Genomic DNA, 22,418 nt, shown 5'->3' on the forward strand with positions numbered 1-22,418 from the left:
TTAAGAGGTCGAAATATGGGTGCTGAGGAGAGAATATGCCAAGACTTAATTATCTAGTTGTAGGCGTTGGCGCAATTGGTGGCGTTTTTGGCGCAAAGCTATTGGCTGCTGACTGTAACGTATGCTTTTTAGCTAGAAGCAATTTTCATGTTTTATCAGAAAATGGAATTGCATTTTTTAATGGTGACGATTGTAGTCAAGAAAAAGCCACATATCACGATATAAGAATAGTAAATAGTGTTGACTCACTATCGGAAATTGACGTTGTTGTATTAGCCGCTAAGGTCTATGATAATGAACGTATTTTAAATCTTTTAAAAAAAGTTATAACACCCCGTACGATTATCTTGACTTTACAAAATGGTATCGGCATAGAATATCAAATTGGCCGTAAATATCCGGATACAAGTATTTTTCCGACAGTTACCTGGATTAAGGCAAGTTATGCTCCTGAATCCAATAAATTTACACATCATTTTGGCCACCAACTTTTTTCAATTGGCTATCATGGAAAGACACAAGCTTACTTTAAACAATTATCTAATGATGTGGGTCGGAAAATGTTTTTGGATCTACAGCGTGCTGGTTTTGATGTTACTCAAGGCGATGAGTTTTTTATAAATTTATGGACAAAATTAACTCTGAATTTACCCTTGTTTATTTTGACAATTAAGTATGATTTATCTTCTGATGAAATATTAAAGAGCAGTGAATATGCTGATGAACTTGAGGCGCTACGAGGTGAGTTGATTGCTGTTGCAAAAGCCATGTCAGTAGACGTTGATGTCGAATTTATTATCAAAACTGAGGGATTGCTACGATCATCAAAACAAAAAACCTATCCAAGTATGAAGAATGATTTTGATCAAGGTAAAGAACTTGAGCTGGATGCTAATTTTGATCACGTATTTAAATGTGCAAAACTAAACGATATTAAGGTTCCAAATTTAGAGAGTGGATATAAATTTATTAAGTCATTAGTTCACCTGAGATCAATGCTTTAAACCAAGGAGAGATCATGAAAACAGTACAATTGAATCACTTTGCATTATTAACAGATAATATGTCAGCAACAATAGAATTTTATACTCGATATATTGGTTTGGAACTAGGAGAACCTTTAGAAGGCGGCTTTGGACAATTTTTATATTTTCCGGGAACTGATCAAGCGGTGGTTCATATGCTTGATATCGAAACGGCAAAAAAAATTGATAATAGCAAACCTAAAGGATTTCAACTTTATGCAAGTTTAGAAAACTCGACGGAAAAAAGAAAGACTACAGGCGCAATAGATCACGTTGCTTTTTTGACTAATAAAGCTGGTTTTGATGAATTGCCAGAAAAACTTAATACTGACAATATTCCCTATCGCTTAGGAGATGAGCTGGCACCATCAAACTTACAAGTATGGATGACCGACCCTAATGGTATCAAGGTGGAAGTTGGTTGTTTCCCTTTGAAAGAAGGCTGTGAAATTGTTAAAGTATAATGCTGATCTGAAAATACTTATTATTGGTGCAGGGATAGCTGGTCTAGCCATGGCAGCTAATCTTGCTAAATATGATATTAGCTCGGACATTATTGAAATTAATTCGGAACTAAAATCTACGGGCGCAGCAATATGTTTACCTGCAAATGCTACTAAATGCTTAAAAAGTTTAAATTTACTTCAAGAAGTGATCGAAGCCTCATTTTCTGTTGACAAATGGCAGGTGTTTACCAATGAGGGTTTACATTTGACAGATATGCTTTCTCAGAAATATCACAAGAATTTACCTTTTATTTCTGTAGAGCGAGAAATATTGCATAATACATTGTCTAAAGCAGCGAAAAAATCTAAAATTTTATTTAATTTGGAACTAGATTCCATACATATAGACGATAATCATGTAAATGTTATATTCAGTAATGGTCAAAAAGCAACTTATAACTATGTAATAGGTGCTGATGGTATCTACTCTAAAACCAGAAAGTTATTGTTTGAGAATAGCGATGTCACCCAATTAGATGTCACTTGCTGGAGAGCTCTATTTAATCGGCCGTCTAATTTAATGCACCCCCACTTCTACCTTGGAACGAACTGCTTTTTGCTATTGCATCCAGTAAGTGACTCAATGGCATATTGTGGTTTGGTATGCAAAGATAATTTCAGTAACTTTGATAAAAATCACATATATAATAACTTTCATCATGCATTATCAAATTTTGCTTTTCCATTAAAAGATAATTTAATAAAGTCAAACACTTTAAAATCCACTTTAAGTGAAAAAAAGATTGAAACTTTAGATGGTATATATTGGGGAAAAGGCCGAATATTATTAATAGGAGATGCCTCTCATGCCTGTGCACCATCTATGCAACAAGGTGGATCGCAAGCATTAGAAGATGCAGAGTGCTTAGCAAATATCATCAAGTCCAATAGAGATGAACGTGTTATAAATATTTATGAAGAAATCCGTATTGAGCGAATTAAGTATGTATTTGATAATTCAAACCAAGCAATTTTGAATATGATCACATACGCTATAGAGGACATAAATTTGCGCAACAATAGCATCATAAAAAACGGTCTTGCAAACTTTAATCTTTGGAAAGAATTATTCTAAATATTCATTGATAAGTATAGACAGGGCTTTCCCATATTCACCATAAAGAATTGTTTCATGGTTTCCGTTACACTTATGGATTGTTAAATTACTCTGCGTGTAAAAACTCCAGTGATTAGTGTCCTCGTCGATCGGTGCAAAATATTTGTTTGTCTCATTTGCTTTGAAAAGTATAGCTGGAAAATTAAATGGCTTCTGTTTATGCAAAAACAACTGATTCATTCTAGCATTTTGTACTTTTAACCATGGTGATTTACTAATTTTGTATGGGGTATTCTCAATTTGCTTAAGTATTACATCATGCTGATGCTGAATAATGGAATAAAAAATATTCATATCCAGTAGCTCAGACGGCACTTTTGCCCAGCTTTCTATTAGCCCGATAAAACCTAAGGTCTTTTGTTGTTCTTGTAATTTTAGGGCTATTTCTATTGATAATATGCCGCCAAGCGATAATCCTGCTAAGTTGTATTTCCCGCTGGGTTGTATGCGAAGTATTTCATCATAATAAAATTTTGCCATATCGCTAATAGACCTGTATTGGCACTCTATACTATCTATATCAGGATCATTTAATACATAAATATTATATTCTGATGAAATATACTTTGATAAAGTTATATAACAAAAAGATGTACCACCAATTGGAGGCAAAAAGAATAAGTTTTTTCCTGTAGTGCCTTGTCGTATTAAAAAGCATATTTTTTGTTTTTTTGAGTTATGCTCAAGCTCTTGAATTAACATAGATAATTCTATTATATTTCTTTTTTCTAAGAGCGTGTTAGGATTTATTTTAATTGAAAAAAATTTCGAAATCGAGTCGGCCATTTCAATGGCCATCAAAGAATCGCCACCAAGATCGTAGAAATCAGATGTTACATTAATATTTTCGTTGAAATAGTATTTCCATATTTCAATTAATTTTTCTTGAGCAAGGGCGTTGTTATCACCTAGTTTGTTATGTTTAATATTAATATCCTGTGCAATATTAAGCTTGTTTTTATCCCATACACAAATTGGGACATGCGTTGTTTTTGCATTTGGATTCTGGCGCAAACTTTTCCAGTTAACGATATCTCCAGACAACCAATTTCTTGCAAGTGAGATGGTTTTTTTATCAGGAATGGAATAAATCATTTTTCCCTGATCATATGGCTCCTCAAGCTGGAGAATTAGTTGATCTAAGGTGCTAACAACAAATAAAATACGTGATTGGCAATGGTTTTTTTTGTATTGAAGTGTATACGCAAGATTATAAAGAAATGATGCTTGATCGTATGAGCTTTCACTTCTAATTCTGATTAAGAAATTTCGTAGCGAAATTATCTTTTTTTCTAGTAAATTTTCACTTCTTGCGCTAACAGGAATAAGCACATATGAATTTTTTGCTGTATATTCTTGTGCTTTGGTGTCTTTATAACGGGTTATTATTACATGTGCATTTGTTCCACCTAGCCCAAATGAGCTGATTGCACAAGTGTTAATGCTTGCATTTATACGTTCTTTTTCAATTTTAATTAAATCAGTTTTAATATTTTTATTTAAACTATCAAAGGATGGTTGTGGAGGTATAGATTGATTTTTAATCATAAGCAGAAGCTTAATTACCCCTAATATTCCAGCTGCTTGATTCGTATGGCCAATATTAGCCTTCAAAGATCCTATGTTAACTGGGTTCTGTCGTTCACTATACGCTTCACATATAGCCTGCAGTTCAACAGGATCACCGATATATGTTCCCGTTCCATGTGCTTCAATATAATCTATTTCATCAGTTTTAATATTTGCATTTTGTAAAGCATCTGTTAAGCATCTTACCTGGGAATCTACTGACGGCGCCGTATAGCTCGCTTTATTATTCCCATCATTATTAACGGAGTAACCTTTGATAATACCATAAATATTGTCTTTATCCTCTATAGCCTTGGATAACGGCTTTAATATCAATGCACCTGCGCCAGAGGAAGGGACAGCACCATTCGATTTTTGATCAAATACTCTACATTCGCCAGTTTCTGAAAAAATACCATCTTTGTGATATAAATAACCTGAAAATTCAGGAAGTATTAGTGATACACCAGCGACTATAGCAATATCGGATTCTCCGTCTTTTATGCTTTGACACGCTTTTGTAATAGCAACAAGAGAGGATGAACATGCCGTATCAATATGAATGGCTGGGCCAGTTAGGTTTAAATAGTATGCAATATGGGAAGCCGAGAATGACGGCGATGTATTTAGTTGATGCTTAATGTTATTTAGACTAAAACAATTAACACGATCTGGGAAATTATAGTTATAATAATTCTCACCACATGATGTAAAAACACCAGTTTTTTCTGGTTTATTAACACAATATCCTGCATCATCAAGCGCTTCATAGCTGATTTCTAGTAATATTCTGTGCTGTGGGTCAAGATTTCGTGCTTCACTATTCGTAATATTAAAAAAAGCATTGTCGAAGTAATAAGTATTTGCATAGACTCCACATGTAGAAACGAAGTTGCTTGCATTAATATGCTCATTTTGATGTTTACTAAGGGTTATTCTTTTATTGGATAGAACATCCCAAAGATCTTCTGTTGATTCAATATCTGGTGCTCTACAAGACATTCCAATAATCGCAAACTGAGTTTCATTTCGCATTTTGGAGTCGCGTTTTATAGTGTTGCTTGTGGTTTTTTCCCCAGATGCAACTAGGCTTGCTTGGCTAAATAACATAGGATTTCGATAAATATCAACCACATTAATGTCAACGTTATCAAAATGTGTTTTCAAAAGGCTGACTAATTTGGTAGTTTTTATAGAGTTGCCACCTAGCTCAAAAAAGTTTTTATTATGATTTTTATCAACCTTAGTATTTAATATTATTGACCATATGGAAGCAATTTTTCCGATAATTTCATCCTGACTATTTTGTACGATGGGCTCATCATTCAGGATGAACTCACCTAAATTTTTCATATCTAACTTTCCATTTTGATTGGTTGGATAGTGCGATAAAAAAGCGTATTTAGTGGGTATCATATAGTGAGGAAACACTTCGATGAGATGATTGACGATTTCTTGTTTGAAAACAGATAATTTTGTTACTGCCTTTGGTACAATATAAGCAGTTAAGGTAACCTGCTTATAAGTTTCATTATTACTTTTAGTGTCAACCAGAACTGCCTTTTTAACACCTGGTATTTTTTCTATTTCGTCAACAACCTCATCTTTGTTGACTCTATAGCCACTAATTTTTATTTGTTGATCAGCTCTACCACAAAAAACGATGTCTGACTTGTCATTAACAAAAGCCAAGTCACCTGTCAAATAAGTATGGCTTATTTCATGATCATTTAAATATCCGGGGGACAAGCCTATCCCTGATAATTGAATTTCTCCTATAGCATAACACGGAGCACTTTTACCAAATATATCTCTTATCTCATAATTCACATTATTAATTGGTTTGCCAATAGTAATATCATTTTCGTCAATAACGGTTTTTATTGTGGAACATATACTATTTTCTGTAGGCCCATAAATATTGTATAAACTTCCGATCTTGATGAGTGACCTTGCTAAGTTTTTCGGAAGTGTTTCCCCGCCTGTCAAAATTTTAATTTTATGCGATGGCTTTGTGAGTTTGGAATCAACTAGTGCTTGCCAGAAGGCGGGTGTTGCACCCATATAATTGATTTTGTATTTCTCAATTAGACTTATTATCGTTTCAGGAGTTATTCTTTCTTCTTCTGTTGCAATAGTCAGTGTGGCCCCAAGAGTTAATGGCATCCATATATCAATAATAGCCATATCAAACCCAAAGTTGGCTACAGATAAAAAGTTATCGTTACATGTTAGTTTCATATGTTTGATGAGCGACTTAACAGTATTTGAAATGCCAGCGCGTTGCACAAGAACTCCCTTTGGTTTTCCTGTTGTGCCTGATGTGAATATGGCATAGTCTGCGTTATATTTGGTTTTTGGATGAATGGATTTATTTATATAGACCGTTTTCGTATTGATGTTTAATATCTTCGCAATTTTTTGACTAAATCGATCTATATTGCAGTTGTCAGTTATTATTAAATCACAATTAGATAACAGTAATAGTTTATCAATTCTTTGTTGTGGTAAAGTGCTGTCAACTGGCATTACTGTTTTACCTAATCGAATTGCTGTAATTATTGCAATAACCAAATCAGTTGAGCGTTCTAAACATACTAGAATTAATTGGCTGTCAGGACATTGGTTTCTAATTAATCTCATCAGATTATTTGATATAGTAGCCAACTCTAAATATGTTAGCTCAATATTTTTACATCTTAATGCTACTTTTGTTTCCATAGCAGAAAAATTTTTTTCCATCATGCTAACCATATCAAACCTTTCAAGTTCTTTTTTTATTTTTTTCTTGATTGTATGCTTTGCGATGCAAAAATTTGCAACAGATAATTCGTGATTATTGCAAAGTTCTTTGAAAAATAACTCTATATTTTCGGATAATTGTTTGATAACTTGATTGGGGAACTGTGTTTTATCAAAGGTAAATCGTAAATAATATTTTTTTTTGTCTGTCCAAATCTCCATGCATAATGGATAGCTCGTCAAGCTGAGAAAGTCTGCGCTCACCACCAAATCGGCAAATTGATTGACTAATTCTTGTTGGAATGACTCTTTTTTAAAATCAACAATATTTTCGACTAAGCAAATGCTATTATCATTTGCTCTAAGAATTTGTTTATTTAAAATTTCAGCAATATCTCGTGCAGTCTTATTTTTGGAGTAGTCTATTTGGATGGGAAATGTTTCAAGGAAAACGCCAACTTCACTTTTTTTCCCTATAGTTTTACTCCTGAAATCACGTATGATATTAAAGGTTGCTGTGTTTGAATAACCATATTTACAAAGCATCAATCCCCACGTGAGATAAAACAATCTGCCAGGGGTTGTTTTTAAAGTTGATGCGATGCGATTGATGTCTGACGTTAATTGGCTTGATAATTTATATTCATGAAATGAATGCTCGGCTACGTCTTTACTCTTTTTTATCCGACCAGGTAATGACAGTGATTTTGCTTGATGAAAGTGGAGCTGTTTATAAGTTGGAGAGTGATTTTTTGTTTGATATTGAATATAAGTATTAGAAAACACCATCTCTCTATTTTGCGTTAATCTTATGAAATTATCTAATATTTCTATCGAAATTTTTTTGAAAGACTGATAATCGAGCAACACATGATGATGTGTAAATATTAATACATGTTCATCTTCTTTAAGTGTAATTAGCATAAAGCGGGCTAAAATTTGATTCTCAATATTAATACCTTCTTCAAGATCTTCTTCAATAATTTTTTCTTGTGTTATTTTTGCTTGGTGATAGGAGTAATTCCTTAGATCGTGATGTATGACTTGCTCATTCTTTAGTGGGGAGATTTCTAAGCAACAATCATTTTCTTTAAACTGAATAAATGATCTCAGAAAAGGATAGTGTTCAATCGTTTTCAAGCAACAAAATTTTAGTAAATTTACATCATTGATAGTACGCAAACAAATCTTTACTTGTGTTACATAGACTGATTTATTAGATGACTCTAAGCAGTCGGAAATCATGCTTTTTTGAGCATTATTAAGAGAAATTAAATTCATTTCCATGAGAAACAACTACTTTGTTAAACTTATTACAGATCGCTCGCTATCTCTTTTTATCATTTGTCTTAATGTGACTAAATGTTCCTCATTAGATAAAGACCAAGGCCAAGTTGCCGAGTAAATTTCAGAGTCTGTGCTGCGTAACAAAGCAAACAATAAATCAGCACAATCGCTCGGCGTTATCAATTTTCCAGAACTATGAGTTTCTTTTGAGATTGATGAAAAAGGAAGTTCGTCCTCACTGAATGATCTAACAAATTCCTGCGCTGGTGTATCAACCATGCCAGGACGTACGATTCCAACAAAAATATCTTTACTTTTAAATGTGTCTTTATAGCCAGCAGCTAATATTAATTGAGCAGCCTTAGCAGCACAGTGAGGAACTATTTTGGGAATTGCTGTTTCCGCAGCGCCCGTCGATAAGAATAAGATACGAGCACCTTTATATAAATATTTGGTTACTTGATTCGTTAAAAGCATTGGACCTGTGTAGTTAACGTCCATTTGCACACGTGCTTCATCCCCTGTAACGTCTGTAATAGCCTTAATTGGAAGTAATGTAGTAGCATTATGTATCAATAAAGTTAAGTGATGTGTAGACATCAAAGAGGCTATTTGTTCTAAAATGCGGCCTAAATGTGACTCTTTAGTTATATCAGCTTTTATCGCAATAATGTTTTCAGCAAACTCACTATCACTTAGAGCTGCTAGCCTTTCATCGTCTCGACCAACAGTTATCACGGTAATGCCTTGGCTTGCTAGCTTTTCAACAAGTGCTTTTCCAATCCCACTTGTACCACCTGTAACAATTGCTAGGTCTTTCATGCTAATTTCCTTATTCTGTAGCTAAATAGATAGTCGAAATAGTGTACAGAAATAATTTTTGTATGTAAAGTACGGGGGAGCAATTGTTGATGAGTAGTGATTTCATTCTTTAATGAATAGACTGTTTCTTATATTCTAAAAAAATGGGAAGTAAAAATTAGAGCGCTTCAAATACGCAGCTATGACAGTAGCACTAATTATATCAATAAATTAAAATGCCAATTAAGAGCTGAAATATAAAAAAGCCAATCTATCGTGTAGAACTCCCACTACTTTTCCCGAAGTTAGGAGAGCTCCACAGATTGCTTCAAAAGTCCGCTCCTTCAATGGATTGCTGGTAGCTGTCTTTGGAAAATTAGCAGCCGCGCTAGGTATTATGTGCGTAACAGTTGGCTCTTAATTGGCATTTTATAAAATTAATGTTCGTGATCGTTTAGTAGAAATCGATGACAATGGTTTAGCCATGTTAACCATTACCTATTAAATAATTGCATTTAATAATGCTGAAAAATAAGTAGGTGGTTCAGGTCGCTCATACCATATTAATGAAATCTTGTTTATATAAAATTTACCTGAATTTAATAAAATGAGTTCACCAGCCTCGAGGTAAGATTTGCTAAATTCTTTACTAAGCAAACCATATCCTAATCCTTCAGTAACCATAAGAGCGAGTGATTCGGTGCGATTTGCAAATTGTCTATCATGGCGAGCTAGGTCAAAAAGATTATAATGCTTAAGGTAAGCATAAGTTAAATTATCTGATGGATCGAAATCTATAATTCGCTCATTGGTTATTATTTCTCGTAACTTTCTATGTTTCCATGCTGGAGTACAAACCAGCACATAATGCTCAGGTTTTAACAGTTTCGTTTGCAGTTCAGGCAAAACGTTTTGCTGTTGAACAATTGCCAATTGGTTTTCACCGGATCGAATAGACTTAACGCAATAATCCTCCCTGTCATTAATATCAAAACGTAGGGATAGTCTGGGAAATTTTTTTGCCACCGTAACACATTGCGGAATGATCCTAGAGCGCATAATACTGGTGGGTCCAGCTATATTCAATTGAATATCAGCTTCAATTCCAACTCCTTTAATTTTAGCTAACGTTTCTCCTTCTATTTCTCGAATGGTTTGACAATAACGGAGTAATGCTTCTCCTTCTGATGTAAGCATCATTCCTCGGCGAGTACGAATAAATAATGTTGTTTTTAATTTAGTTTCTAATGCACGAATACGTTGGGTTACTGCTGTTTGTGTAAGATTGATAGCACTTGCAGCGCCATGTACCGTTTTGTATTTAACAATTGCCTGAAAAGCTTGTAGCTGTGGATTCAGTAAACTCATTTTATTTCATCATATAAGCATATTAATTCATTATATTTATAATGTATTTTTTATTAAATTACAAATACATTGTTGGACCACAGCACGTGTGATCAATATGTAAATATTATTAACTGTTAATTTTGGAGCAAAAAATGCAAAATTTAATTACAAAAGTAAGTGCTATATTGATAATGAGTACCATGGTTTTCTCTGTTTCGCATGCTGCTTGTAATACCGCCACATCTCTTACTATTATGCAAAAGGCTGTGGTTATTGCCCATCAGATGAAAGCAAAATATCCAGAACTTGATGAAAACGAAATATTACCTACGGTAATTGTAAACTTGCAGCAGAATCTGCAGCATGTATGTGGTGAGTGTCATACTGATGACGGTTCGCCAGGTACAGGTATGGCTGTTCATGGTCATGCGTTTTGTATGAAATGTGGTGGGTAATTTCAATATAATCTTCACATTAAATTTTAGGCTTTATTATCGAGTTAACACTACGGAGGTGTGTATTCAGCATAGACACCTTCGTAACGTTAACTCGCCTTGCCAATTTTCAACACTGGTTAGCCATTCAATAATTGTAGTATAATGCCTGAAAATTCAATCACATGAATTGAATTTGGCTGTGTTTACGCAGTCTATGATTTGGATTCTCAGGCTCACGAGCAATCGCAACGCACAGGGAAAGTCATGAACAAAGATTCACAAAGTGGCGCAACATCATCACGCCTCCGCTTCACACCAAGCATCGGCTTAACACTGTTATTTTTAATTTTTTTTACGGTATTTATTGCCTTAGGAATTTGGCAAATCAATCGTTATCATCAAAAAAAACAGTTACAGATAACTTATCAAAATCGTGCGCAACAACCTTCTTTAACACTTAACGATCTCAACACCAATCCCAGCTCAATGCGTTACTCTCCACTGAGTGTCACGGGATTTTATCAAAATCAATATACCTTGTTTTTGGATAATATTATTCATCAACATCGTATGGGCTATTATGTATTCACTTTATTTAAGCCTAACTCAGGTGATCAATGGTTGTTGATTAATCGCGGATGGATTCAAGCCTCTTTGCATCGCGAACAATTACCTCAAATTCCGCCTATAACGAACATAGAAACCGTCCAAGGCATTATCGATGTTCCCAGTCGAAATCCCTATGCCCTCGGAAAAGCCGCTGAAAACCCAGGGCAATGGCCATTACGAATAACCTATCTCGACTTATCGGAATTAACCCATCTCCTGCCTCATCCTGTCTATCCTTTTATTTTATTATTAAATAAAAATGCAGAACACGGATTTGTCCGTGACTGGAAACCGGTGACACGCGATCCTAATAAACATTTAGGTTATGCCTTTCAATGGTTTGCATTTGCAGTTGTGTTATTATGTTTATACATTGGATTAAATATTCATCGCACGGAGGACACCTTGAATGAATCGACCTAATAATCTCTCTTTTCGACGTTACGGTTTGCCCATTTTATTGCTGTTATTATTTATAGGCCCAATGATTGCGGCATGGAGTTTATATCGCAGTGGAGGTGAATTCATTGAAGATACCGTTAATCGTGGAACACTAATTCAACCCCCGGCTGTTTTACAAAATTTAACGCTAAAAACGGTTAATGGATTTAGCGTCAATCCAAACTATCTCCAAGGAAAATGGCTGTTATTGTATGTTACCCCCGCGCAGTGCTCACAAACGTGTTTAGATAATTTAAAAAATTTACAATCCATTGTGCGTGCTTTAGGCAAAGATCAAAACCGCGTGCAACGCGTTATCATCACGCCATCTACTATCGACTCCGTACAAAATAACGAAGCCATCGCCAAAGTCTTTCCCGATACTATCCAAGCCAGTGTCAATCCTGTGGCGTGGAAAAATTTTATTGCTCAAATCAAGGTAAAATCCTTTAACCCAAATCAAGCTCACGTTTTTATTGCCGATCCGCTAAAAAATATTATGTTAACGTATCAGGATAATACCAAACCCAGACCCATTTATCAGGATTTAAAACGTTTGCTACAAGTATCACAGATTGGTTAATTTAAGGAGAAACTAATGGAAAATACCAGACCATTTTGGTGGAAAATTGTCGGTGTAGGATTAATGATTTTAGCAGGCTTGGTGTTTGCACTGATCACCAATATTAAACCCGGATGGATGCAAGTCAAAGAAAAAAATCAGCAAACTCATCTGATTGAAAATGGCACGTATTTTCCCACGGCACGATTGTTACCTGCATTTAATTTACAAAGCAAACAAGGCGCATTTAGCAATGCTGAACTAAAACAACATTGGTCATTTTTATTTTTTGGCTTTACTCACTGTCAAAATATTTGCCCAACCACCATGGCCAGTTTAAATCGCGTGGCTAATTTGTTAAAACAAGAACCAGAGAATAACGTAACTCAATTTATTTTTGTGTCGATTGATCCCAAACGTGACACACTGCCCATTGTCGAAAGTTATGTTAAACAATTTAATCCTAACTTTATTGGTGTGACTGGCGATGAACAGGCGATTCAACAATTAACACAAAAAATTGGTATTTTTTATCAAACGGTCACCCAAGAAAATAATGCTAAGGTTGCTGATTATGATATTGATCACAGTGGTTCGGTTTTATTAATTAATCCTGAGGGAAATATCCAAGCATTATTCAGAATGCCATTTAAGCCACAAGAAATGGTGAAGGATTTTAAGAAAATTGCGGCAGCATAAACTTAGCTTAGGGCGTGTTGACAATTCGCTATGCTGAGACGTAGCTTGTTGATTTTTGAGCACTAGCGCGCAGTTTACACGAAGTAAATGAGCAGCGGAGCACAAAAAATCAACGAGATACAGCCAGCAGAGTAGAATTGTCAACACGCCCTAGTTTGCTTTACGTAATAAAAATAATCCTATTCCTGCAAATACGATAATGGGAATTGCAGCAGCCCAAAAGGCAGGAAATTGATATACCATACTGAAGGGTCCGAATAATTGATTAGCAAAATAAAATAAAATTCCCATGCCAACACCCGTAATAATTCGCAAGCCCATCGTCACGCCACGTAACGGACCAAAAATAAATGGCACGGCTAATAAAATCATAATCATGGAAGCAAAAGGCTGTAAGATACGCTGCCAAAAATTTAAATCATATTGACTGGATTGAAGATTGTTATGGCGGCGAAATTGCATATATTGCCATAATTGAATTAAATTCATTTCATCGGGGTCGATGTTTCCTAACACTAACACATGTGGATGCAAATTCACTTGCCAAGAGATAGTCGCATACTGTTGAGATGATACTTTTTGTAGCCCATCTAACGTGGTGATATTCGCATGAATTAATTGCCAGTGTTGCTGGGAAAATTGAGCACGCTCGGCCACTCCAATTTCATCCACCTGCATGTTACGAGGATTAAGGTGATACCAATGAATACCTTGCAGTTCTTGCTTGGATAATACAGCACGAATATAAATAAACGTATTATTATCTCGCACCCACGATCCATTTAAATTACGTAGGACTTGCCCGCCACTAATCGCTTGCATTTTTTTATCGGTAGCCACTTGCAGAGCATGCGGTGCAATCCACTCCCCTAAAAAGGTAATGGGTATCATCATAATAATTGCCGCCAACATCACATTGCGAATAATTTGCCACACCGACATGCCAGCCGCGCGCATTACGATTAATTCACTGTTTTGCGCAAGATTGCCCAACGCTAATAAACTACCGACTAATCCTGCCATAGGAAAAAATTGATAAACAGATTGCGGCATATTTAAAAAAGCAACACCAATGGCTTGCAGGAGATGATAATGTCCCTGACCAATATCATCAATTTCATTTAAAAATTGCACGAATAAATCCATGCCTAATAACACTGTTAACACTAAAAGAATTGAGGAAATAATCGTAATAACAAGATAGCGTGTTAACAAAAACTGTTTCATTTGTTATCCAACCTTTTTGAATGCAATAAAACTCCCACGATTTAATTTTTCTGCCAATAATAAATACAGTGCCAATAATAATAATGGGGCATGAGCTACCCACATACTAACCAACTGGGATAGTCTGGTTTGTAATCCAATCACGGCACACAAATAACATGTTTGCATAAATAATATAAATTAATGTGGCCGGCAAAATTTTTGCAAATTTCCCTTGCCGCGGTTTCACATAAGAAATGGGCACACCTAATAAAATTAATAATATCATAGAAAATGGCAAGGCTAATCGCCACTGCCACTCTGCTTCGTAAGTTAAATTATTATGTTTTTCTTGCCAAATTTTTTGCGTACTGAGCGCTTTGACTTTAAAATCGTTTTGCTGTTCATTTTGCGGTACTATCACCCCATAACTACCAAATTGAGTAATGTCATAATTATTAACACCAGCAATGCCATCGTAGCGATAGCCGTGATGGGCCACTAAAATATGTTTATTTTGCAATGGATCGTATTGTTGATTCGCATATTGCGCCGTGGTTATCACCCAATGCCATGCCGGATGACGTGGATCGGGCTTGGTGTATTGTGCTAAAAAAACATGATTTAAAGTTTTGCGATCGCGCGTGATATTTTCTACATAAGCAACTTGGTTATTATCTTGCAAAGTTTGAAAACGCCCAGGAATAATGGTTTGCAATAATAAGGTGGCACCTTGCTGAGATAAATTATTTTCTTGCACGCGAATTAAATTAGGTGCCACTACCATCACTAACACTGCGACCAAAATAATTATGGGGATACTAAAAATCAATGTAAAACTTAAGATACGCCCCTGCCCCATGCCACATGCTCGCAGCACCGTCATTTCGTTATCAGCATAGAGGCGCCCATACGCCAGCAAAATCCCCAAAAATAAACCGACAGGCAATAAATAGCCTAATAAAATAGGAACCTCTAACCAAATAACATGCAATAGCAAACTAAACGCTAACTTACCTGCCGCAATTTTTGAGAGCAACCGTAAAAATTGATTACTCAAAAATATTAGCACCAGTAGTACGGTGACGGTGAGCGTCGTCAATAAAACTTCTTTAGCTAAATAGCGAAAAATAATCACAAGAGTTACAATACTCCGCATTTACAGATAGACCCATTATGCCAAACACCTGCTGGAGATGCTATGCAATTTAAATTAACCTCAAGTCAATTAAGCACTGCCAAACAAGATACCATTATGCTCGTACTCACCAATACTCAGCAGTTAACAGGACATGCCGCCCAATTAGATACCCTAACTGATGGCGCTATACGCCAGTTTATTAAGTCAGAAAATATTGCCAATCGCGATGGTGAGGTATTTGTACTTTATCAGTTACCGCATTTAACCTCAAAACGGCTGATAATGATAACTGCCAATAAACCTCTTAAAGACCACAAAATTCCGGCACTTTTCACTCAAGCGATTCATAAAATTATGGTCACCCAAGCTCGATCGGTATTGTGTTTGCTCGATGACATATTGATAGAAGATCGCTCATTCGCTTGGATTATCGAACAATTTATCTTGCACACTCATCATCAATTATATCGTTTTACTGAATTTAAAACTCAAGCGGCATCGCAACCGACTTGGCGAGAAACCCATTTTTATGCAGAAAAATCTCAACATCAAGCATTAATGTCAACGCTCAAAACCATGCAAGCGCTGAATGAAGGTTTAACTTTATGTAAAGATTTAGCGAATTCACCACCCAATATTTGCACGCCAGAATTTTTAAGCCAAGCCGCTCGTGATTTAGCAAAAGAATTTAATTCGATAAAAACTCACATACTCAATGAAAAGCAATTGCAAAAACAGGGGCTTAATACGCTATTAGCGGTGGGCAGAGGTAGCGAGCATCCACCGCGTTTGATTTGTCTGGAATATGATGGCGGGAAAAAAAATTCACCTCCAATCGTCTTAGTTGGCAAAGGTATAACGTTCGATACAGGAGGATACACCCTCAAACCAGGTCCTAATATGGTTACCATGAAATATGATATGTGCGGTGCCGCGAGTGTGTTAGGACTTTTAAAAGCGGCTGCCCTGGCTAAACTGCCGATGAATATTGTTGGCGTCATTGCCAGTGCTGAAAATAAAATTTCATCCACCGCCACCGTGCCTGATTCCATCATCAAAACCCTAGCCGGTATTACTGTGGAAATTACCAATACCGATGCCGAAGGACGTTTAGTCTTATGCGATGCCTTAACCTATGTTGCGCGTTTTAATCCCTATTATGTAATTGACATTGCAACGTTAACAGGAGGAATTATTGTAGCATTAGGATCATTGGCCAGTGGTTTATATTGTGACGATGACCGTCTCCGAGAAAAATTATTAACCGCTGCGAATGATTCACTCGATCGAGCTTGGCACATGCCATTATGGGAAGAATACGATAAAGAACTAGAAAGCAATATTGCCGATTTAATGAATTCGCATACGCCAAAATCGGCAGCAGGCGCAAATGTTGCCGCACGCTTTCTAGCGCGCTTTACCCAACAATATCGCTGGGCACATTTTGATTGTGCGGGGGTTGCTAATACGGCAAATCCTAAGGCAGCCACGGGTCGACCTATGCCATTATTATGGAAATTTTTATTGGAGGAATCTCAAGCGTATGATGAAGCAAGTTGATTTTTATCTTTTAACAACCTCCGATCCTTACCCATTTTTAATACGCTTAGTGAAACAATTGTATCAGCGCAATTTAAAAACGCTCATTAATTTGGGGACACCAGCACAATATGATTATTGCGATAAATTATTATGGACGCACGAAGATATTAGCTTTTTGCCGCACAATTCTATCGATGAAAAAACCATTGCTCCTATTTTATTAGCGGTAAATACACCACGAACTGAAAATTGTGCGGTATTAATTAATTTAGCCGAAGAAATTCCCCGTTGTTTTAACGAGTTTGATCGCATTGCCGAACTCGTTACCAACGATGAAAATTGGAAAACAATTTCGCGCGCACATTATCGCTTTTATCAACAACAGAATTATCAATTAAAAATGCATAAATAACCGATTAAGATCATTTTATGATCAATCTACCGCTGCGTGGTTCAACCGCCCCTGGCACACAGTCTAAATAACCAAACCGGTGAGGGGCGGTCACGCGTTGCCAATATAAAATTCCTTGTAAATGATCATATTCGTGTTGAAAAACACGTGCCGGAAATCCCCTAAACTCGCCTTGAAAGAGATTACCGTCACGATCATAAGCTTGATAATTTAAAGAATAAAAACGTGGCACGTCACCAATTAATTCGGGAAGAGAAAAGCAGGCCTCAGGCTCGGTAATTATTTTTTCATCGCTAATGATAACACTGGGATTAATAAAAACTGTAAAAGGAAGTGGATCACACGCGCAACGTTCGGCACGCTCGGGTAAAATTCGCATCACAAAAATTTGTAACGGCTTGCCAATTTGTGGCGCAGCTAACCCTACACCACCTAATTGTTCTAAAGTTTTAATCATCCGATCAATAATCTCTTGCACCGATGAAAAATCGTTTATCGCTACACTGGGCTGATGCAATAGTGGTGTTCCCATACGAGTAATTGAATAGGCTTCCATGGATTTATCTTAAGTTGTGGTGTTGGTGTCGCTAGTGTAACAAAATTACCCAAACTTTTGCTTGATTAATTAATGATACTTGTGCAGAATGTGCAACCGAAGCGTTGGGCTAAGCGTTTGATTTGCCTGTGCTTTTTGTACATATATTTAAATTTTATAAGGAAGAGACTAACTATGATGAAGAAATTCATATTATCATTTTTAACTGGGGCTATTTCGGTAGTATTTGCCGCCACTGCATTCGCAGCTGAGCTTCCTTCGAATGGTGTCTACGTCGAAGGTAACTTAGGTTACGGCAAAGTCAACGAAAAAGTACTCGGCGCCACCAAGCAAAAAAATCACGGTTTAGCCGGTAGTGTTAATGCAGGTTACTTATTCAACCAAAACGTTGGCGTTGAAGTAGGTTACACTCGTTACAAAAACCAAGATTTTGGCCCTGGTGTAAAAGGTGACCAAAACTACTCTATGGATGCCGCGTTAAAAGGCATTCTACCGGTAGGCCAAGGCTTCAGTGTGTTTGGTAAAGTGGGTGTTGCCTCTGTTCATCACCGCATTTCAGGTGTCACCACTGCAGGTACTTTCCATCGCGCCGCTTTGTTAGTAGGTGCAGGTGTAGGTTACCAACTCACCAATAATCTTGGTATTAGTGCGCAAGTTAATGCCACCACTAAAAATGATCAAGTACCCGCTATGTATTTAGGTACTGTGGGTTTGACCTATACCATCAACTAAGTTCGCCTTTTCTTTTGCAATAGGCAAATAGCGATCCGCTCTCGTCTGATTAAGAGAGAGCGGATCTTTCAAACTGTTCTCTACTCAAAACTGGGCAGCTTTAGAGCGATTACAAAATCTGAAATTGCAGCGTTAAAAACCTATTATTTTTCACTCATTATAAAGAAAACAAGTAGTCATGTGATCATTCACCATGCCAACGGCTTGCATAAAGGCATAACAGATTGTGGGGCCAACAAACCGAAATCCTGCCTTTTTCAACGTTTTTGATAACTGTTGGGAAATGAGAGTTTCTGCAGGAATTTCTGTAAGGCTTTTCCAATGATTGATGATGGGTTTGCCATCGACAAATTGCCATAAATAATCACTAAAATGAATTCCGCGCTGTTTGAAATCCAAATATATTTTTGCATTATCAATAATCGCTTCAATTTTACGTTTATTGCGAATAATTCCTGGATCTTGCATTAACGTAGCAAATTTGCGCGGAACATAGCGCACAATTTTTTCAGCATCGAATTGATAAAATACTTTGCGATAGTGATCGCGCTTTCTCAAAATGGTGATCCAGCTTAAACCGGCCTGCATACCTTCTAAGAGTAAAAATTCAAACAATTGTTGTTCGTCGTACAGTGGCTTTCCCCATTCATGATCGTGGTAATGCTGATATAGAGGATCATCATTACACCATTCACAACGTTTAACCATCTTTATTATCCCCCTAATATCGCGCCTTGCGTTCGACCATGGTCAGTGATTCTATCATATTCGATTTCTTTCGCTCGATAGCTTTGCAATAATTGATTACCTTTTTCATTAGCTAGCTGAGTTAACACTTGGCAATTGCTGGCCATGGGCTGCAAATTTAATTCGCGGGCGATGGCGTTGGCGGCATTAATGGCGATTTCTCGATGTCCGCGCTCATGGCGCACTAATGCATGATAAAAGCGTTCCCAGGATTGTCGCGATACTAAATCGGTTGACGCCACATTTTCCCAACGTGGTAATAAAATAATTATATTTGCCGTCACTTCAATATTATTCAGTCGACAACCTTGCTGACTTGGAAAATAGCGGTACTGCCAATTCACTTGCCATTTGGTATACGCGCAAAAATCGGTTAATTCAGGATGATTTAATCGCGCAATGTTCATTGCTTGGCGTACGTCTTCAATGGTTTTGCCCTGAATAGAATAATGTTCTGTTTTATCCATTATTTTTATTTGCGCAAACAATATTTGTGGCAATAATAGAATTACACTCATTATCATTAGTTTAATAAAAACTATTTTTGCTGTATTGTTAACCTGCATGTACCACTTCTCCACTCCCAAATATTTGCTGATTCAATTTTTGCGGTTTCGTTTTATAAACCACTTTACCGCTGCCGGCAACTGAGGCAGTTAAACTTTTCTGTGGATTGACCTGAATCAGTGCAGAACCGTAAGAACGTACCGTAATGTGATTTACCACCAAATCATTGGCATGAACAGCGCTATCACCCGCGGTTTGTAATATCATTTTTTGAGCCTTTCCACTCAAGATTAATTGGCCACTGCCTTGGGTATTAATATTAATATCTTGACCTTCAATATTTTTAATCGTGATATTTTTAGAACCTTCATTGATGAGTCCGGTTAACCCTACTTTTCCTGCTAAATAGACCTCGCCACTGCCACTCAATTTTAATACAACATTTTTAGCATTAATTCCGTTGATATTAATCTTTTCTGATCCTGAGGAAGTTAATTGCTGTAAATCAATCTTCCCAGATAGATTCATCTTGCCCATCCCCTCAGAGGTTATCATTAAATTTTTTGCGTATATATTTTTCCCATTTAGATTACCACTTCCTGAATGATTCAATTTCTCTAATTTTGGTAAGGTTATATCCACGATTAAATCCTGGTTGGGCTTAATATCAACATCTGGCTGAATATCAATATTTAAAATTCCTTTATTACTGGAAGTTTTAACATATTTCTGCAAGTTGCTTTCTGCAATTACTCGCATTTTTTCTGATTTTCCTCGATGCAATATGACATCCACTTTGCCTCTCATATTAATTTGTGTTATCTGATGAATTTCTCTGGATTGTGTCACAATTTTATTATTGCCAGTAATTTCTGACGCAAAGATTGAAGCATTCGATAAACTATAGGACAATAAGGTAATCCCTGAAATAAATATCGCGGCAATCAAAATAATTTTTTTCATCGTTATTCTCCTAACTCCTGATTAAAACGGTAAGCGGCTGATGTGATATAGGATTCCATCTTCTGAACTCTTTTTTCAATATCCATAAAACGGTATTTAATATCATGCAACGTTTTTTGTGGTGATACTCGCACATCACGCCAAAATTGATCGTGCTTTTCATCGCGATATAAATCTTTGGGTTTTTTATCTAACACAAAAGCTAAAATTAAATACGTTAATATTCCTGTGCCGGGAAAGACTACACACGCTATCACGGTAAATAGTCTTACCATGGCGACATTGAAATCAAAATATTCAGCTATTCCTGCACAAACACCGAAAAATCGCCCATTTTTACGTGCACGATATAAACGATTAGGGTTCATTTCTTTTTGCATAATAATTCCTTATAGAATCAAACCTAAAATACAATACACAAGAATGGTAAATCCTGGTAGTAAAAAAGCAAGCACCACCGTTGCTAAGCGCACTAAACTCACATCGCATTCTAAAATGTGTGCGATACGGGCGCACACACCAAAAATTTTATGGCGTGGATAATCACAACATCTTGGTTGTGGCTCATGATCATAGGTGTTCATAACTGTTTACTCCAATCACTATTTTCTTTATTTAAAATTGTTTCTAAATTGCCAACTCGATTTTCCATTTTGGTTAAGCTTTCCCAAATTTCTTCTAATAAGCGTGCATCGTCACGTGAAAATGAACGGGAGGTTCGCCATTTAGTTAAATAATGTAAAATTAACCAAATAGGTAATACGACAGTGACAAACAATAGCGAAATTACAAACATTAAGCATCTCCTTTGGTATTATCGAGTTGTTTTTTTAATTGATTTAACTCTTGGTTAATTTTTTCTTCTACGGCTAAAGATTTAAATTCATCTTCCAAGTTTTTTGAACCCAAATGGTACGCTTCAACTTGGCTTTCTAAGTGATCAATTTTACGTTCAAATTGGTGCATTTTATCTAAAACTTTAGTTTGTTTTACCTGAGTTTTATCGCGTACTTTTAATTGCGTTTGTGCGGTCAATTGACGACGCAATAATTGTTGTTGCTTCGCCCGCGCATCTTTGATTTTTTCTTGCAAGTGCGCAATATCTTCATGATATTTTTCTAAATCTGCTGCAATAAACTGGGCATGATCGTGTAAAGCATTTACCCGTTCCACCAATTTATTTTTTTCTAATAATGCTGCCTTAGCTAAATCCTCGCGTTGTTTATTTAACGCTAATTCTGCTTTACTTTGCCAGTCGGCCTGTTTGGTTTCCAATAATTTTAATTCGCGTTGCAATTGTTTTTGTTCAGCAATACCTTTGGCAGCATTTGATCGCACTTCCACCAAAGTATCCTCCATTTCTTGAATAATATTGCGTATCATTTTTTCTGGATTTTCAGCCCGATCCAATAATGCATTAATATTAGCGTTAATAATATCGCTAATCCGTGAAAATATACCCATATT

23 protein-coding genes are annotated in these 22,418 nt (G+C 36.3%); 10 read left to right on the top strand and 13 right to left on the bottom strand.

The annotated features are described in order from the left end of the window. Positions 1-35: 35 nt before the first annotated feature. The 3 genes from KIT27_03635 to KIT27_03645 are packed head-to-tail and all read left to right on the top strand — an operon-like array spanning position 36 to position 2,606. Positions 36-1,004, top strand: a complete 969-nt coding sequence (locus KIT27_03635; protein MCW5588735.1) for a 2-dehydropantoate 2-reductase — start codon at positions 36-38, stop codon at positions 1,002-1,004. A 14-nt stretch (positions 1,005-1,018) separates the two neighbouring features. Further along, complete coding sequence (locus KIT27_03640) at positions 1,019-1,489, top strand: VOC family protein (GenBank protein ID MCW5588736.1); 471 nt, start codon at positions 1,019-1,021, stop codon at positions 1,487-1,489. After that, positions 1,476-2,606, top strand: coding sequence for an FAD-dependent monooxygenase (locus KIT27_03645; GenBank protein ID MCW5588737.1), 1,131 nt, complete (start codon positions 1,476-1,478; stop codon positions 2,604-2,606). Before KIT27_03640 ends, KIT27_03645 begins: the two co-directional genes overlap by 14 nt. Here KIT27_03645 and KIT27_03650 read toward each other — a convergent pair. From KIT27_03650 to KIT27_03660, 3 genes are all read right to left on the bottom strand, one after another. Continuing rightward, positions 2,598-8,246: an AMP-binding protein gene (locus tag KIT27_03650; GenBank protein MCW5588738.1), complete on the bottom strand. Its 5,649-nt coding sequence runs from the start codon at positions 8,244-8,246 to the stop codon at positions 2,598-2,600. The genes KIT27_03645 and KIT27_03650 overlap by 9 nt on opposite strands. 9 nt (positions 8,247-8,255) lie before the next feature. Next, positions 8,256-9,068: an SDR family oxidoreductase gene (locus tag KIT27_03655; GenBank protein ID MCW5588739.1), complete on the bottom strand. Its 813-nt coding sequence runs from the start codon at positions 9,066-9,068 to the stop codon at positions 8,256-8,258. Positions 9,069-9,548: 480 nt separating this feature from the next. Next, positions 9,549-10,415: a LysR family transcriptional regulator gene (locus KIT27_03660; GenBank protein MCW5588740.1), complete on the bottom strand. Its 867-nt coding sequence runs from the start codon at positions 10,413-10,415 to the stop codon at positions 9,549-9,551. Positions 10,416-10,549: 134 nt separating this feature from the next. On the opposite strand from KIT27_03660, the gene KIT27_03665 reads away from it, so the two are divergent. The 4 genes from KIT27_03665 (at position 10,550) to KIT27_03680 (ending at position 13,145) form a co-directional block, all read left to right on the top strand. Continuing rightward, a complete protein-coding gene (locus KIT27_03665) occupies positions 10,550-10,852 on the top strand; it encodes a hypothetical protein (protein ID MCW5588741.1) in 303 nt (100 codons plus the stop codon). A gap of 246 nt (positions 10,853-11,098) precedes the next feature. Next, positions 11,099-11,866 carry an SURF1 family protein gene (locus tag KIT27_03670; protein ID MCW5588742.1) on the top strand — a complete coding sequence of 256 codons (768 nt, stop codon included), beginning with the start codon at positions 11,099-11,101 and terminating at the stop codon, positions 11,864-11,866. Then, on the top strand, positions 11,853-12,467 hold the full coding sequence (locus KIT27_03675; protein ID MCW5588743.1) for an SCO family protein: 615 nt from the start codon (positions 11,853-11,855) through the stop codon (positions 12,465-12,467). Before KIT27_03670 ends, KIT27_03675 begins: the two co-directional genes overlap by 14 nt. A 15-nt stretch (positions 12,468-12,482) precedes the next feature. After that, entirely contained in the window at positions 12,483-13,145 is a 663-nt protein-coding gene (locus KIT27_03680) for an SCO family protein (GenBank protein ID MCW5588744.1), read from the top strand. A gap of 150 nt (positions 13,146-13,295) precedes the next feature. Here KIT27_03680 and lptG read toward each other — a convergent pair whose 3' ends face one another. Together lptG and lptF are read right to left on the bottom strand one after the other, a co-directional pair. After that, positions 13,296-14,372 carry an LPS export ABC transporter permease LptG gene (lptG, locus tag KIT27_03685; GenBank protein ID MCW5588745.1) on the bottom strand — a complete coding sequence of 359 codons (1,077 nt, stop codon included), beginning with the start codon at positions 14,370-14,372 and terminating at the stop codon, positions 13,296-13,298. Positions 14,373-14,478: 106 nt separating this feature from the next. After that, a complete protein-coding gene (gene lptF / locus KIT27_03690; protein ID MCW5588746.1) occupies positions 14,479-15,510 on the bottom strand; it encodes an LPS export ABC transporter permease LptF in 1,032 nt (343 codons plus the stop codon). A gap of 42 nt (positions 15,511-15,552) precedes the next feature. Between lptF and KIT27_03695 the strand changes: the two genes are divergently transcribed. After that, on the top strand, positions 15,553-17,052 hold the full coding sequence (locus tag KIT27_03695) for a leucyl aminopeptidase (GenBank protein MCW5588747.1): 1,500 nt from the start codon (positions 15,553-15,555) through the stop codon (positions 17,050-17,052). Continuing rightward, a complete protein-coding gene (locus tag KIT27_03700; protein MCW5588748.1) occupies positions 17,036-17,446 on the top strand; it encodes a DNA polymerase III subunit chi in 411 nt (136 codons plus the stop codon). The genes KIT27_03695 and KIT27_03700 overlap by 17 nt, the downstream gene beginning before the upstream one ends. 10 nt (positions 17,447-17,456) lie before the next feature. On the opposite strand, the gene KIT27_03705 is transcribed toward KIT27_03700, so the two are convergent. Continuing rightward, entirely contained in the window at positions 17,457-18,002 is a 546-nt protein-coding gene (locus KIT27_03705; protein ID MCW5588749.1) for a peptide deformylase, read from the bottom strand. Between the two features lie 174 nt (positions 18,003-18,176). On the opposite strand from KIT27_03705, the gene KIT27_03710 reads away from it, so the two are divergent. Continuing rightward, positions 18,177-18,734, top strand: a complete 558-nt coding sequence (locus tag KIT27_03710) for a porin family protein (protein MCW5588750.1) — start codon at positions 18,177-18,179, stop codon at positions 18,732-18,734. 150 nt (positions 18,735-18,884) lie between these two features. Here the strand turns inward: KIT27_03710 and KIT27_03715 are convergent, their stop codons facing one another. Genes KIT27_03715 through pspA form a run of 7 tightly spaced genes read right to left on the bottom strand, consistent with a single transcriptional unit; the run spans position 18,885 to position 22,415 of the window. Continuing rightward, the gene (locus KIT27_03715; GenBank protein MCW5588751.1) at positions 18,885-19,442 is read right to left on the bottom strand and encodes a DNA-3-methyladenine glycosylase I; all 558 of its coding nucleotides are present in this window, start codon (positions 19,440-19,442) and stop codon (positions 18,885-18,887) included. 5 nt (positions 19,443-19,447) lie between these two features. Then, on the bottom strand, positions 19,448-20,047 hold the full coding sequence (locus KIT27_03720; protein ID MCW5588752.1) for a DUF922 domain-containing protein: 600 nt from the start codon (positions 20,045-20,047) through the stop codon (positions 19,448-19,450). Further along, positions 20,037-20,951, bottom strand: a complete 915-nt coding sequence (locus KIT27_03725; GenBank protein MCW5588753.1) for a DUF2807 domain-containing protein — start codon at positions 20,949-20,951, stop codon at positions 20,037-20,039. Before KIT27_03725 ends, KIT27_03720 begins: the two co-directional genes overlap by 11 nt. Positions 20,952-20,953: 2 nt before the next feature. Further along, positions 20,954-21,319 carry an envelope stress response membrane protein PspC gene (gene pspC / locus KIT27_03730; protein MCW5588754.1) on the bottom strand — a complete coding sequence of 122 codons (366 nt, stop codon included), beginning with the start codon at positions 21,317-21,319 and terminating at the stop codon, positions 20,954-20,956. 21 nt (positions 21,320-21,340) lie between these two features. Continuing rightward, positions 21,341-21,535, bottom strand: coding sequence for a PspC domain-containing protein (locus KIT27_03735; protein ID MCW5588755.1), 195 nt, complete (start codon positions 21,533-21,535; stop codon positions 21,341-21,343). Next, a complete protein-coding gene (gene pspB / locus KIT27_03740; GenBank protein ID MCW5588756.1) occupies positions 21,532-21,747 on the bottom strand; it encodes an envelope stress response membrane protein PspB in 216 nt (71 codons plus the stop codon). The genes KIT27_03735 and pspB overlap by 4 nt, the downstream gene beginning before the upstream one ends. After that, complete coding sequence (gene pspA / locus KIT27_03745) at positions 21,747-22,415, bottom strand: phage shock protein PspA (protein MCW5588757.1); 669 nt, start codon at positions 22,413-22,415, stop codon at positions 21,747-21,749. Before pspA ends, pspB begins: the two co-directional genes overlap by 1 nt. Positions 22,416-22,418 lie beyond the last annotated feature (3 nt).

Source organism: Legionellales bacterium, assembly GCA_026125385.1.
Taxonomy (GTDB): Bacteria; Pseudomonadota; Gammaproteobacteria; order JAHCLG01; family JAHCLG01; genus JAHCLG01.

What these genes read in the sequence shown, in the direction of transcription:
- KIT27_03635 (MCW5588735.1), top strand. Translation starts at nt 36, where the DNA reads ATGCCAAGACTTAATTATCTAGTTGTAGGCGTTGGCGCAATTGGTGGC.
- KIT27_03640 (MCW5588736.1), top strand. Translation starts at nt 1,019, where the DNA reads ATGAAAACAGTACAATTGAATCACTTTGCATTATTAACAGATAATATG.
- KIT27_03650 (MCW5588738.1), bottom strand. Translation starts at nt 8,246, where the DNA reads ATGGAAATGAATTTAATTTCTCTTAATAATGCTCAAAAAAGCATGATT.
- KIT27_03655 (MCW5588739.1), bottom strand. Translation starts at nt 9,068, where the DNA reads ATGAAAGACCTAGCAATTGTTACAGGTGGTACAAGTGGGATTGGAAAA.
- KIT27_03660 (MCW5588740.1), bottom strand. Translation starts at nt 10,415, where the DNA reads ATGAGTTTACTGAATCCACAGCTACAAGCTTTTCAGGCAATTGTTAAA.
- KIT27_03665 (MCW5588741.1), top strand. Translation starts at nt 10,550, where the DNA reads ATGCAAAATTTAATTACAAAAGTAAGTGCTATATTGATAATGAGTACC.
- KIT27_03670 (MCW5588742.1), top strand. Translation starts at nt 11,099, where the DNA reads ATGAACAAAGATTCACAAAGTGGCGCAACATCATCACGCCTCCGCTTC.
- KIT27_03675 (MCW5588743.1), top strand. Translation starts at nt 11,853, where the DNA reads ATGAATCGACCTAATAATCTCTCTTTTCGACGTTACGGTTTGCCCATT.
- KIT27_03680 (MCW5588744.1), top strand. Translation starts at nt 12,483, where the DNA reads ATGGAAAATACCAGACCATTTTGGTGGAAAATTGTCGGTGTAGGATTA.
- lptG (MCW5588745.1), bottom strand. Translation starts at nt 14,372, where the DNA reads ATGAAACAGTTTTTGTTAACACGCTATCTTGTTATTACGATTATTTCC.
- lptF (MCW5588746.1), bottom strand. Translation starts at nt 15,510, where the DNA reads ATGCGGAGTATTGTAACTCTTGTGATTATTTTTCGCTATTTAGCTAAA.
- KIT27_03695 (MCW5588747.1), top strand. Translation starts at nt 15,553, where the DNA reads ATGCAATTTAAATTAACCTCAAGTCAATTAAGCACTGCCAAACAAGAT.
- KIT27_03700 (MCW5588748.1), top strand. Translation starts at nt 17,036, where the DNA reads ATGATGAAGCAAGTTGATTTTTATCTTTTAACAACCTCCGATCCTTAC.
- KIT27_03705 (MCW5588749.1), bottom strand. Translation starts at nt 18,002, where the DNA reads ATGGAAGCCTATTCAATTACTCGTATGGGAACACCACTATTGCATCAG.
- KIT27_03710 (MCW5588750.1), top strand. Translation starts at nt 18,177, where the DNA reads ATGATGAAGAAATTCATATTATCATTTTTAACTGGGGCTATTTCGGTA.
- KIT27_03715 (MCW5588751.1), bottom strand. Translation starts at nt 19,442, where the DNA reads ATGGTTAAACGTTGTGAATGGTGTAATGATGATCCTCTATATCAGCAT.
- KIT27_03720 (MCW5588752.1), bottom strand. Translation starts at nt 20,047, where the DNA reads ATGCAGGTTAACAATACAGCAAAAATAGTTTTTATTAAACTAATGATA.
- KIT27_03725 (MCW5588753.1), bottom strand. Translation starts at nt 20,951, where the DNA reads ATGAAAAAAATTATTTTGATTGCCGCGATATTTATTTCAGGGATTACC.
- pspC (MCW5588754.1), bottom strand. Translation starts at nt 21,319, where the DNA reads ATGAACCCTAATCGTTTATATCGTGCACGTAAAAATGGGCGATTTTTC.
- KIT27_03735 (MCW5588755.1), bottom strand. Translation starts at nt 21,535, where the DNA reads ATGAACACCTATGATCATGAGCCACAACCAAGATGTTGTGATTATCCA.
- pspB (MCW5588756.1), bottom strand. Translation starts at nt 21,747, where the DNA reads ATGTTTGTAATTTCGCTATTGTTTGTCACTGTCGTATTACCTATTTGG.
- pspA (MCW5588757.1), bottom strand. Translation starts at nt 22,415, where the DNA reads ATGGGTATATTTTCACGGATTAGCGATATTATTAACGCTAATATTAAT.